This is a genomic window from Nocardia sp. FBN12, assembly GCF_054031145.1.
Map to the genome: position 1 here is coordinate 2,898,629 of NZ_CM132926.1, position 12,708 is coordinate 2,911,336.

General features: G+C 66.8%; 12 protein-coding genes and 1 pseudogene. 9 read left to right on the forward strand and 4 right to left on the reverse strand.

The window, feature by feature from the left end:
- Positions 1-8: 8 nt before the first annotated feature.
- Positions 9-713, forward strand: coding sequence for a cutinase family protein (locus ACWZHB_RS14055; protein ID WP_427908383.1), 705 nt, complete (start codon positions 9-11; stop codon positions 711-713).
- Positions 714-777: 64 nt separating this feature from the next.
- On the opposite strand, the gene ACWZHB_RS14060 is transcribed toward ACWZHB_RS14055, so the two are convergent.
- Complete coding sequence (locus ACWZHB_RS14060) at positions 778-1,338, reverse strand: DUF2637 domain-containing protein (RefSeq protein WP_427908384.1); 561 nt, start codon at positions 1,336-1,338, stop codon at positions 778-780.
- Between the two features lie 108 nt (positions 1,339-1,446).
- A complete protein-coding gene (locus ACWZHB_RS14065) occupies positions 1,447-3,144 on the reverse strand; it encodes an alpha/beta hydrolase (protein WP_427908385.1) in 1,698 nt (565 codons plus the stop codon).
- A gap of 457 nt (positions 3,145-3,601) precedes the next feature.
- Here ACWZHB_RS14065 and ACWZHB_RS14070 point away from each other — a divergent pair, with 457 nt between their 5' ends.
- From ACWZHB_RS14070 to ACWZHB_RS14085, 4 genes and pseudogenes are all read left to right on the forward strand, one after another.
- On the forward strand, positions 3,602-4,831 hold the full coding sequence (locus ACWZHB_RS14070) for an acyl-CoA dehydrogenase family protein (protein WP_427908386.1): 1,230 nt from the start codon (positions 3,602-3,604) through the stop codon (positions 4,829-4,831).
- Entirely contained in the window at positions 4,831-5,979 is a 1,149-nt protein-coding gene (locus ACWZHB_RS14075; protein WP_427908387.1) for an acyl-CoA dehydrogenase family protein, read from the forward strand. Before ACWZHB_RS14070 ends, ACWZHB_RS14075 begins: the two co-directional genes overlap by 1 nt.
- Before the next feature lie 62 nt (positions 5,980-6,041).
- Positions 6,042-6,131 (forward strand): annotated as a pseudogene (locus tag ACWZHB_RS14080) (FAD-dependent oxidoreductase); the annotation flags it as partial.
- A 4-nt stretch (positions 6,132-6,135) separates the two neighbouring features.
- Entirely contained in the window at positions 6,136-6,258 is a 123-nt protein-coding gene (locus ACWZHB_RS14085) for a hypothetical protein (RefSeq protein ID WP_427909401.1), read from the forward strand.
- 10 nt (positions 6,259-6,268) lie between these two features.
- Here the strand turns inward: ACWZHB_RS14085 and ACWZHB_RS14090 are convergent, their stop codons facing one another.
- Both ACWZHB_RS14090 and ACWZHB_RS14095 read right to left on the reverse strand, forming a co-directional pair.
- A complete protein-coding gene (locus ACWZHB_RS14090; protein WP_427908388.1) occupies positions 6,269-6,802 on the reverse strand; it encodes a hypothetical protein in 534 nt (177 codons plus the stop codon).
- Positions 6,803-6,978: 176 nt separating this feature from the next.
- On the reverse strand, positions 6,979-8,424 hold the full coding sequence (locus ACWZHB_RS14095; protein ID WP_427908389.1) for a helix-turn-helix domain-containing protein: 1,446 nt from the start codon (positions 8,422-8,424) through the stop codon (positions 6,979-6,981).
- Positions 8,425-8,581: 157 nt separating this feature from the next.
- On the opposite strand from ACWZHB_RS14095, the gene ACWZHB_RS14100 reads away from it, so the two are divergent.
- The 4 genes from ACWZHB_RS14100 (at position 8,582) to ACWZHB_RS14115 (ending at position 12,659) form a co-directional block, all read left to right on the forward strand.
- Positions 8,582-9,475, forward strand: a complete 894-nt coding sequence (locus ACWZHB_RS14100) for a helix-turn-helix domain-containing protein (RefSeq protein WP_427908390.1) — start codon at positions 8,582-8,584, stop codon at positions 9,473-9,475.
- Positions 9,476-9,504: 29 nt separating this feature from the next.
- Entirely contained in the window at positions 9,505-10,317 is an 813-nt protein-coding gene (locus ACWZHB_RS14105; protein ID WP_427908391.1) for an SAM-dependent methyltransferase, read from the forward strand.
- Positions 10,318-10,370: 53 nt separating this feature from the next.
- Complete coding sequence (locus tag ACWZHB_RS14110) at positions 10,371-10,784, forward strand: hypothetical protein (RefSeq protein WP_427908392.1); 414 nt, start codon at positions 10,371-10,373, stop codon at positions 10,782-10,784.
- A gap of 165 nt (positions 10,785-10,949) precedes the next feature.
- The gene (locus ACWZHB_RS14115) at positions 10,950-12,659 is read left to right on the forward strand and encodes an FAD-dependent monooxygenase (protein ID WP_427908393.1); all 1,710 of its coding nucleotides are present in this window, start codon (positions 10,950-10,952) and stop codon (positions 12,657-12,659) included.
- Positions 12,660-12,708: the final 49 nt, after the last annotated feature.

Here is a 12,708-nt window from a genome sequence, read left to right on the forward strand (position 1 = left end):
GTGGCCGAATGCGTGGACGATTTCGAATCCTGGTGCATTCGACCGCAATAGCCGCTGCGGCACTGGCACTACCCGCCCTCCCCGCCGCGTCCGCCGACTCGGTCCCCGGCGGCTGCGCGGAGGTCCGGGTCGTCACTGTCCGAGGCACCCTCGAACCGCAGTCAGGCAGCCTGCTGCTCACCCCGCTCGGCGGGCGGATCGCCCAGGAATCCGGGCGCCGCACCACGGTGACCGAGCTCGAGTATCCGGCCTCGATGAACCCGGACAGTGCGGTGCGCGGGGTAGCGAATCTCACCACGTTGCTGAACGAGATCGCCGCCACGTGCCCCGACCAGCGGCTCGTCCTGCTCGGCTACTCGCAAGGTGCGCGCGTTATCGGCAACTCCCTCGACGCGCGAGACGCGTTGACAGCGCGGGCGGCCGCGCGAATCGACGCCATCGTCCTGTTCGGCAGCCCGTTGTTCAACGGCGCAGAACCCTACAACCGGGGCAGCTTCGATCCCGCCCTGTCCGGCACAGGTCCACTTCGCCTCGGCGCGCTCACCGAATTCGCCGACCGCCTGCACGACTACTGCAATGCCGGTGACCGTGTCTGCCAAGGCGGCGATCCGGCCGCCGGGTTCGCGAACGCGGCGAGCTACGGTCACTTCGCGTACTTCGTCAACGACAACCGTGACCGAGCAGCGGCATTCGTCCGCGAACAGCTGGGTTGATGCCGGCGCCGCAGTCGTGTCGGCACCGGCTAAAGCCGAATTCGCTGTTGTGTCAACCGGTTTCCTATGTCCGGGTCCTCGGTGTCGCCGGTGGAGTCCTTGCCTCACTTCGGTGCTGGTCCCACCAGGAGGCACTGTCCTGGTCGGGGAGGTTCGAATATTTCGGCGGCAACGGCGCGTTGGGTATGCCGAGGACTCTCAGTCGCCAGTCGTCCTCGCGGATCGCGGCCACGATTCGGACGGGAACGACCGCCGTGAGCAGCAGGTAGTTCCCCACGCAGATCATCAGACAGACCGGGGGAACCGACACCACGATCGCGGTACCGAGCGTTCCCATCTCGATCGGATCGCGGGAGATGGACAACAGGTTTCCACAGATACTGGACAGCACGGCGGCGACCAGCAACAACTCGTAGACCCGCACCAGGGAGGTGGCCTTCTCGTCGCGTATACCCACCAACGTGATGAAGGTGCAGGCGACCAGCGCGACCGTGAGACCGACCACCACCGGCCACAACCAGGTCAGATGCTCAGGAACTCCGGCCACCCGCGCGAGGGTGGCGGTGAAGGTGAAGGATGCGATCGCGGCGGCGACAACCAACGCCGAACCTAAGCCCACTAGCACCTTCGGCACCGTGACTGGAATAGGGCGGGGGAAAGGGTCCGTGTGGTCCATCAGGCTCCATCCTACGGGCTACGGTCGCCAAATATGCAGGCACTCAACAGAGTACGGCTACTCGCCCCGCAGAACGGCGCGCAGGCGCTCCGTATCGGACCCGGTCCAGTCGGCCGGCGACAGGATGGCCGCCCAGGCGTCGGCGATGTCGGCGCGGAAGGCATGTCCGTGTCCGTCTGGAACATCGATCGATACGGCCATGTCGGCCGAAACCTGGAGGAAGGTCACGACCGGGATCCAGCGGGTGCTGCTCAGCACGTCGGGCCCGCGCTGCTCGTCGAGCCAGTCCGGTTTCTGGAAGAGCAGTTGTGGTGTCCACCAGGTGATCGGATCGGACGCGTGCTGTAGGTAGACCACTCGCGAGCCGGTCCACGGTGTGCCGGGCCGAGCCAGATCGGGAGCGTCCGCGATGAATCGGACCGTGTGTCCGTCGCGGTAGATCGGCAGCCATTGCGGCGACCCGGGGTCGCGGCGCGCGGTGGCGTCGCGCCACACCGGATTGGTGGCGGTGGGACCGACGAACAGGGCGCCGTCGGTGCGGGCCGCCATGTCCTGAACGCTGGAGAACGCGGCCTCACCGCCGAAGGAGCCGAGGCTCTCACCGAAGACGACCAGCTTCGGCCGTTGATCGGCGGGCAGGGTGTCCCATGCGGCGTGCACCGCTTCGAACAGCGCTTGACCGGCCTGGCGGGCGCGTTCCTGGTCGACGACGAAGGACAACCAACTCGGCAGAAACGAGTACTGCATGCTCACCAGCGCGCTGTCGCCGTTGGCCAGATATTCCAGTGCGCCTGCGGTTGACTCGTTGATCCATCCGGTGCCGGTGGTGGTTGCCACGCCGAGAACCGCGCGGTCGAAGCCGCCGGCTCGCCGCAGCTCGGCCACCGCGAGATCGGCCTCGGCCCGGATGTCCTCGGCGGAGTTCAGACCGGTGTACACGCGGATCGGCTCACGCGCCGGTGTGCCGTTGAACGCGGTCAGATCGGCGGCGGTGGGACCGTTGGCAACAAAGATCCGGCCCTGTCTGCCGTGGGAGTCCCAGCTCACCAACGATCCGGGACCACCGGATCGCTCTGGGACGACGGGTTCTGGTGTATCGGCGGAGTTCTCGTCGTTGACGGCTTCGAATGTCGTGTTGAGTACCGACATGGCCACCTCGGCCACCACTCCGTTGAGTGCGGCGATCGCGACAACGGCCACGACGACACCGCCGAGCAAGGCCGCGACCCGGCGCGGCAGCACACGCCCGAGCAGACCACCGACGCCACGCGACATCGCCGCGCACAGCCGCGCCAGCACGAGCAATACCAGGAAGACCACCGCGGCGATGGCCACGATGATCGGGTAGGCGTGCCACGGCAGACCGCCCACCCCCATGAGCGTGCGCAGTTCGCTCTGCCACTCGGCGTACCAGGCCAGCACCGCGACCGAGCCGACAGCGGCGACAACTACCAACCCCCAGCGCAGAATCGCCGGTGCGGGGCCCAGCCGCCGTTGCAGCACCCACCCGAGCAGTGCGGCGGCCGCGAGACCGAGTCCGTAGCCGATGGCCGCGGCCGCGCCGGTGACGACGCCTTGGAACAGCGGCCCGCGGGGCAACAGTGAGGGCGTCAGCGACAGCCACACCAGGATCAACGCGCCCACTGCCCCACCGAATCCGAGCCCGCCGCGCGGCGACACGGCATCGGCGCCGCGATGTTGACCGCGCTCGGTGCCCGCGGCGGGATCATTGGGCGGTGGACTGCTCGACGTCATGTGTTCCCCTGCGGTTGGACCGACTATCCACCGGTGGCTGTCAATCATTGTCGAACCGTGGTCCAGCGATACAAGCGAATCCACGTCGCCCGCAGAACAATCGCGCGGGTGGTCGACTCGGGCTGCCGCTATACGGTTCAGGTTCGTGAACTCTACGACTCATCGGTGCCACGACACCGTATTCACGGCTGATGACACCCCGAATGTGACAGTTCGACCAGAGTTCGGCTTACCACCCTGCGGTACCACCACCGAGCGGGGTTGATCGCCCGCCCGACATCCCATCGCCGTCGAAGGAGCAACGTTCCGCGGCAGCACACCCTCACCCTCGGCCACATATGTTACCCGCGATTCCATGTACTGCCTGTTGATCCCCTGCTGAGACAGAAGTACCTTGTGTCTCAAGCGCCCGTAGGTTCCCGCGGATGCATCGACGCACATCCCTCCGGGAGGGCTGATGGATTACGACTGGTCAGCGGCCGATCTAGCCTTCAGAGACGAGGTTCGCGCTTTCCTCGACGAGAAGCTGACACCCGAACTCCGGCGCGCCGGGCACTTGGCGACAAGCGTGTATCCGGATCACGATGCCAGCATGAAGTGGCAGCGCATTCTGCACGAGCGCGGCTGGGCGGCACCAGAGTGGCCGGTCGCCCACGGCGGCTGCGACTGGAGTCTGACCCAGCATTACATCTTCGGCCGGGAGTTGACGCAGGCCGGTGCGCCCGCGCTGTCGCCGATGGGCATCAGAATGGTCGCGCCCGCGATCACCGCGTTCGGGACGGCTGAACAGCAGGCGTACTACCTGCCGCGGATCCTCACCGGTGAGGTGTTCTTCTGCCAGGGATATTCGGAGCCTGAAGCCGGGTCGGATCTGGCATCGCTGACTATGGCGGCCGTCGACGACGGTGACGATTTCGTGTGCACCGGCAGCAAGATCTGGACCACCCATGCGACGGCGGCGAATTGGATCTTCTGCTTGGTCCGTACCTCGCGCGCCGGTAAGAAGCAGCAGGGCATCACTTTCCTGCTCATCGATATGACGTCGCCGGGGATCGAGATCCGCCCACTGGTGATGACCTCCGGCGAGCAGGTACAGAACCAGGTCTTCTTCGACAACGTCCGGGTGCCGAAAAGTAATGTGCTCGGCCAGATCGACGACGGCTGGACCGTGGCGAAATATCTGCTCGTCCACGAACGAGGTGGCGCACTGTCGCCGATGTTGCAGGTCATGGCCCAGCAAGTCGCTACCGCGGCAGCCGGGCAGACCGGCCCGGACGGCAATCCGCTGATCGAGGACGCCGCCTTCGCGGCGAAGCTGGCCGAGGCGCGTATTCGCACCGAAGTACTCGAGATCCTCGAGTACCGAACACTTTCGGTGCTGGCGCAGGGCAAGAACCCCGGACCCGCCTCTTCGATGCTCAAGATCCTGGCCACCGAATTGAGTCAGAAGATCACCGAATTGGCGCTCGAGGCAGCAGGTCCGCGCGGTCGGGTCTATCAACCGCATGCTACGAAACCTGGCGGGCCGATCGCCGAATTCCACCCACCGGCTGATGGTTACCGCAGCGGCGAGGAATGGCAGGCCGTCGCACCACTGCGCTACTTCAATGACCGGGCGGGCTCGATCTACGCGGGCAGCAACGAGATTCAGCGAAATATTCTTGCCAAGGCAGCATTGGGGCTCTGATGGACTTCACCTTCACCACAGAACAGGAACTCCTCCGCGAGGCGGTGGCCGGATTCCTCGGTGCCCGTTACGACCTGGAGAAGAGTCGTCGTGCGGTCAAGTCCGAGGCGGGGTGGCAGCCCGCTGTGTGGCGCGGTTTCGCCGAGGAGTTGGGGATTCTCGGTGCGACCTTGCCCGAGGATGTCGGCGGTATGGGCGGTGGACCGATCGAGATGATGATCATCGCCGAGGAACTCGGGCACTCGCTCGTTGTCGAACCGTATGTCGACACCGTCATCGTCGGGGCCGGCCTGCTCAAACGCGCCGGTGGCGCGGCGGCCGAGGCACTGCTACGGCAGATCGTGGCCGGTACGGCGCGCACCGCATTCGCCGCCGTGGAGCCGACATCGGGTCACACCCTGCACGATCTTTCGACGACCGCGCGCCGCGAGGGTGATTCGTGGGTGATCGACGGCAGCAAAACCGTCGTGACCAGCGCGCCGTTGGCGACTCACCTGATAATCAGCGCGCGCACTTCGGGAGATCGGCGCGACGAATCCGGTATCTCGTTGTTCCTCACCGAATTCGATGCGAAGAATCCGCCCGCCGGAGTGGAAATCAACTCCTACCGGACGATCGACGATCGGGTCGGTTCCGATATCACCTTCACCGCATTCCGATTGCCCGCCGCCGCATTGCTCGGCACGGCGGGCAACGCATGGCCGTCGATCGAGGCGACCGTGGCTGACGCTATCGCGGCCATCGCCGCGGAAGCGGTCGGGTGTATGCGAAAGGTCTTGGCGGATACCGTCGAATACGCCAAGCAACGTCGGCAATTCGGGCAGCCGATCGGAAGCTTCCAAGTGTTGCAGCACCGCATGGTCGATATGTACATGGAGCTCGAACAGTCAATCGCCGCAGTGTATTTGGCGATTCGCTCGGTGAACGCGGCACCGGCCGACCGGGCGCGGGCGATATCGGCGGCCAAGGTCACCGTCAGCCGTGCCGCTCGATTCATCGGCCAGAGCTCGGTACAACTGCACGGCGCCATGGGAATGACCGAGGAACTCGCTATCGGCCACTATTTCAAGCGACTCACCGCGATCGAGCACGAATTCGGATCCACCGACTACCACCTCGCCCGATACGCCGCGCTGACGAGGCCGTGATCGTGGCCCGCGGGGCGGAATGTCCGGAGGTCCCGTTGGGGCAGCAGGAATCCGCGCACATCCTGGTCGCGGGCGCAGGCCTGGCCGGCTTGGCCACGGCGGTCTGGCTCGCCGAAGCCGGTCACCGGGTGACCCTCGTCGAGAAACGGGGACGACGTGACCGACACCGGCATGCCCTCGACGATGGAGGCCGCCGCCGAGAGCGCGGTCCGCGCCGTCGACGCCGTCCGCGAATACCTCACTGCCCGTAGCAGCGCCGCTGGAACAACGCGCGCCTGAAAGCGTCGCGTTATGGGGCGAGCTGGTTGCCCCGGCCCAGCGGTAGTGCGACGCGCAAGGCTCGAATCTCCTCGACCAGATCGGCATAGCCTTCCTGGACTTGCGCGAAGCGCAGCGCGGCGTGGTGCTGGTGTTCGGCGCCCTTGGTGTGGCGCAGCGTCCACTGCACGTGGGTGTAGGTGTCTGCCACGTGGCTGATCACCTCGCCGAGGGAATGGGTGTGGCGGCGGCCCGAGGTGGGGCGAGGAAGGTGGCAGGCCGACCACTCGTCGATCAGGCCGATGAGCGCGTGGATCCGGCCAGCGGTGGCGGTGGCGTCGAAGTCGGCGGGTCGACGGGTGGTCGACACCGATGCGGTGAACAGGGTCGCGTGCAGATCCGCCAGCTCGCGTGCCCATCCGATCAACGGGGAACCACCCTGCAGATTCCCGGCAACGGCGAGCAGTAACTGACGGGCCTCCAGCAATCCCTCCACCGTCCGTACGCGCGTGTCCTCCACAGCGCGGCTGTCAGCCTTCGCGGCGAAGCCGCCTGCGTGCGTCACTGCTACACATACCTTGCTCACGGGCGTCCGCCCATTGCCCGATGGCCACGTCTCGGCATCGTCGTAGTCATGCACCGATTACAGCGCCGAACAATCTCCGCGACAATGACATTCGACAGGGCATGTCATAAATATCGCGGTGCGGGAACGACATCGTCAGGTCGCGTTCGCTGTTGCTACGCGGTCGCGAGGCGGTGTTCGGTCATCGGACGCGCAGTGTTGCGTGCGGTACGGACCGCACTCCGGATTCCCTGGCAGATGTCGCGAACGTCGGATCGCGAGGACGCGAGGGTCGCGGCGTGCACCAGCTGTCCCAGCCGGTCGCCTACTCGTCCGCTGTCGACCTGGCCGGTCATTTCCAGGGAAGCCGTCGCAAACGAGACCGCGTCGTCGATCTGACCGAGCCGGAAAGCGCCGGTGGCGATCGTGATGTTGTCGAACAGCACGCTGCGGGCCGGTCGCCGGGGTGTCGACGCGGCCAGCGAAGCGCGAGCGGCGTCGACGGCGCGGGCCGTGTAGTGCTCGGCGGTCTGTCCGCGGGTGGTCAGGGCGTACTCGTTGTAGATCACCGATTGCATTCCGGTGAACTCGCCGGGGGTGAAGAACACCCGGGTCCACGGGTCGACGGTGTCGGCGACCCTGGTGGTCTCGTCTTCGGCGCGGGCGAGCGCGGTCCGCATCCGGCCCTCGTCGCCCATCATGGCGTGCGCCCAGGCCTCATTGGCGTACAGGCGCGCGGATTCCCCACTGCCGGTTGCGTCTTGGGCCGGTAGCTGCCCGAGTTGGAACATGCGCAGCGCGGCGCGTGGGTCGCGTTCGATCAAGCTGATCCGCCCCAGGACGTAGAGCGTCGACGCGACCAGACTGTCCGCGCCCGCTCGCCGCGCGGAAACCAAGGCCATCGTCGCGTATTGGCGGGCGCGATGCTGATCACCGATGTCGTGGTAGGCCCAGCCGATCAGCCGGGCCAGGTCGGCGGTGGCGACCAGAAGTGCGTGCGCGAGCGTCGTGTGTCCGCGGTATCCGGCCAGCAGCGCGGTGGTCGATCTCAGGAGGTCGACGGCCGTGCGGGCGATCGAGCCGCCACCGTGTCGCTGATCGCGTTGACGTAATCCCGCAGTTGTGCTTCGCACCGCCTCGAGATCGAGTTGCCCTGTGTCGCAGGCTATCCCGGAAACGTCCAGGGATGGCAACCACGGCGTCAGGATGTCGGCGGAACCGACGACCGCGGTCGCCAGCGCCTCCAGCAGGGTCGCATCCGCGCCGCGACGGGTACCGGCAGTGGGGAACCCTGGAGAGCGTGACACCACGTCGCCGGCGAACCCGGCCTTCAGGTCAGGGGCCGATTCGATCTCAGGCACCGGTGCGCCGAGCGCGGCCAGCAAGGCACGGTAGGACTTGCTCGGCCTGCGGACCTCACCGAGTTCCCAGCGTGCGATGTGGCGTTCCGAACACGCGACGTTGACGCGGTCCCGGCGAGCTCGATCGTTGATCAACTCGGCGAAATCTCCACGGCTGAGCCCTAATCGAGCGCGGCGATAGGTCCGAAGTCGCTGTCCCCAGCTGTTCGCGGCCCCGGCATCGGGAAGGCCGCGCAGGGCGTCGGAGTCGGTGACGTCCATGAGTGGGCCCCACTCTTCTTGCGCCGCAAGGTATGTCGCAGTTCGGACACACCCTCCGACTTGTTCGCCAAATAATCGTGGTTGATAATCTAACCTGATAATCAGGATTGCGAAACAGGCAGCATCCGCCGCCCCGCAGCCCGATACGGTGGGATCCATGGCACGAACCGCACGAAAAGTGCTGCTAGGTCGAGAGATCGATGCGCTGCTGCGCCGGTCTCGCACTACCCAGGCCGACGCGGGAAAGCTGATCGGGGTCAGCCAGTCGCGCATCGCGGCGGTGATCGGCGGCACCGGCAATCTGAGCGCCCAGGCACTCGACGAGCTGGTCAGACAGCTCGGCGTCGCCGACGAGGACTACATCGCGATCCTGCTCGATCTCCGCGAGGACAGCCACCGCCGCGGATTCTGGAACTCCAGCTACCGCCGCGCCTACATCGAGGAGCTACGCCTGCTCGTCGACCTCGAGGCGGTCGCGGATCGACTCCGCGAGACCGCCGCCGAGATCGTTCCCGGTCTGCTCCAGCACGAGAGCTACATCCGCGCGCTACACGAACCCCTCGAACCCGACCCCGACGATCCCGACGCGGTCACCGTCGACGACTACGTCCGAGCCCGAATCGCACGTCAGCGAATCCTGCTCGCGCGGGGAGCACCCGAGTTCCACGCGATCCTGTCCGAGTCCTGCCTGCGCCGCACCTACGGCGGAGACGCGGTGATGCTCGCCCAGCTCACCCATCTGCTCGAGCTGTCCACCCGCCCCAACATCCAGATCCAGGTCATGCCCTTCACCCACCAAGCCCCCGGCGCGGGCATGGAGGACCGCTACATCCTGGTTCGCGTGCCCTCCCCTGGAGCCGCGGGCGATCTCGAGATGGCCGTCGTCGAAACCCAGGGTGAGATCCGCTACATCGACGACAAACCCGCGGTCGGGATCCGCGACAAGATCTTCAACCGCCTGACGATGACCGCGTTGAGCCCACACGACTCCCGCAAGTTCATGGAACACCTCGTCCGCGGCCTCCGCAGCCGACCGACCATCCAGCAATAGACCCCCACCTCAACCGTAGAGGAAACACGATGTCCGACAGTGACTTCGAGCCCCGTCCGATCGACACCAACAAACCCAGCTCCGCCCGCATCTATCACCACATGATCACCGGCGAGGTGATCTTCGAATCGGATCTGCCGTTCATTCAGCGGCTCTACGCCGATATCCCCTTCTATCCGAGGTGGGCCCAGCACAATCGCCGGTTTCTCGGCCGCGCCGTTCGCTACATGGCCGACACCGGAATTCGCCAGTTCCTCGATATCGGATCCGGCCTGCCGACCGGCGGCAACACGCACGAGGTGGCGCCCGACTCCCGCGTCGTGTATGTCGACAACGACGAAGAAGCGATCAACCGCGCCCGCGATCTGCTGCGCGAACAAGGCGTCACCGACAGCGCCACGATGGTCGACGCCGATCTGCGCGAGCCCGCGCGCATCCTCGCCCACCCCGACACCCGACGCCTGATCGACTTCACCGAACCCGTTGGGCTGCTGCTGGTTTCGGTGCTGCCATGGATCACCGACGCCAGCGAACCCGGCAAGATCCTCGCGCAACTGCGCGATGCTCTCGCACCCGGTAGCCACATCGCGATGACGCATGTGTCCCTCGAGGACGCGGGGCCGGAGATAAAAGCACAGGTCGCCGCCGGTGCCGCGGTGTTCACCGATGCCAGCACACCGGTCACCCTGCGTACCCGTGCGCAGTTCCAGACCTTCTTCGACGGGTGGACCATCACCGACCCCGGCATCACCTACGCCACCGATTGGCGCCTGGACGAGCCGATCGACCACGACGACTACGCCCGCCCCTGCAATTTCGCCGCTATCGGCAGTCTCCCCTAGCGTGTGACAGCGCTGCCGGCACCCGCCGACAGCGCTGTTCGAAAGGATCCGCCATGTCGTCGCCGACACCGACCGCTGCCCATTTCCGTAAAGCGGCGGCCAGTTCCCCACAGCAGGCGTGCGTGATGGTCTACCGCGACAACCACCGCACCCTGCTCTGGGACGACAAACTCGCCGGCCCGGTCGACACCGCGGCACAACCCGTCCCGCCCGACCAATGCCTGACCCTCGACCACTACCAGTTCGAGGCCGTCCAAGACGCGATACGAGCAGGTGCGCGCCTGCGCGGCGCGCTGACAATCCAGCAAAGATCCGACGGCCTCTACGAATTCAGCGCCACGCCGGAATGCAGAGCCTCGGTCGGCACCGCCAGGCTGTTCTTCGACCACCTCGAATACACCGCGTTCGTCCACGCGGTGCGCCACCGCGAGTTCGAACGATCGACCTTCCGCTCGCCCGCCGCGTGACCGCCGTCGGCTGACCATCCGCGCGTCACAGCTATCGCCGATCCGGGGCTTCGCCACCTACCCATGCCCCTCGACCCGTTGATTCGGGGGATTCCGCTGGTCGGCGTCAGGCGTACGATCAGCGGACAACATGAGGCGGGGGCTTCCAGTGTGAGGTGATGTCGCATGTTCGATACCGATGTTCTGATCGTCGGCGCAGGTCCGGTGGGCTCGGCGGCCGCTGTCGAGGTGGTCCGGCGCGGTGTGCGGTGCCGGATCATCGACGCGCAATCCGATCCGCCGCAGTACGCGAAAGCGGTCGGCATCCAGCCCCGCACGCTGGAACTGTTCGAGGCGATGGGCATCCTGCGCGAGGTACTCGACGCCGGGATCCGGTTGCGCGGTCAGCTCGGGTACGTCAACGGTGCCGAGGCAGGCCGAATGGATCTGGCGTTGCCACCGGAGATTCCGTTCGGGTTTCTCGGACTCCCCCAGTACGAGACCGAGCGGATCCTGCGCAGGCACCTGGCGTCGCTGGGCACGCGTGTCGAACGCGGGGTCCGGCTCGTCGGGTTCACCCAGGACGAGGACGGCGTCGATGCCGTGCTCGCCGGACCCGAGGGTGAGCGCACGGTGCGGGCACGGTATCTGGTCGGCTGCGACGGCGCGCACAGCACTGTCCGCAAGGCGCTGGGCCTGACGTTCGAGGGCGCGGCCTTCACCGAGCAGTACATGCTCGGCGACGTCGAACTGGACTGGTCACAGCCGCACGGCTACACCGTGCGGTCGACGCACCAGACGAACGGCGGCGCCGACGACGTGCTGGTGTGCGTCCCGCTGCCCGGTCACCACCGCTACCGGGTGTCGATGCGGCTTCCCCCACAACTCCAGACCGACCCCGCCGACGGCGGCGACAAGGTCGAGCACGGACTCGGCACCGGGCCCGGCCCGCGGTTGGCCGATATCCAGGCGGTGCTCGACCGGCTGGCGCCCGAACCCGTGACGGCCTCTCGTCTGCGCTGGTCCTCGGTCTTCCGGATCAGCCATCGCATCGTCGATTCCTACAGTCGGGGAAGGGTTTTCGTCGCGGGCGACGCCGCCCACATCCACCCGCCCACGGGCGCGCAGGGCATGAACACCGGCATCCAGGACGCCTGGAATCTCGCGTGGAAGCTCGCGCTGGCCGTCGCGGGGGTGGCCGCGCCGTCGTTGCTGGCCAGTTACGACGCCGAACGCAGGCCGATCGGCGAGGAGGTGGTCAGCCGCACCGTCCGCGACGCTCGCGAGGGGATCGGCGCCGACGAACCGGACCCCGAACGCCTTCTGCTCCGGGAGGCGCAGCTCCTGATCGACTATCGCGACAGCCCCATCGTCACCGAATCCCCCACCGGCGCACCGTCTCCCACCGCGGGCAGCCGCGCCCCGGACGCGATCGGGCTGAGCCGCGACGGTGTGACGTCGCCTTTCCGGCTCTTCCCGCTGCTCGCCGGCCCTGATCACACGCTGCTCTGGTACGTCGGCAACACCGGCGACGCAGCCGCTCTCGCCGGGATCGAACGCCACGTCGACCTGCTTCGGAAACTGACCTACGACCACCTCGACGCCTACCTCGTCGCGAGCCCGGGGGCCACCGTCGACCCGACGGTCCTGCCGGTCATCCGCGACGGCGACGGCGACTTCGCCCGGCGATATCACTGCGCCGCAGGCGCGGCCTACATCGTCCGCCCCGACGGCTACCTCGGCTACGCCGCCTCGCCCGCCGCCCCGGACGATCTCATCCGTCATGTCGAGTCGACCTTCGCGCCCGAAACTGTTGTGCGGACCACCTCGGTCCTGCCACGCCACCTGCGCACGGGGGAAGACGCTGGGGCGACAGCCCGATTCCCCGCACCATGAACGCGCGGTGACACCGCCGCCCCGGATCGTCTGGATGGGACGCGCGAAA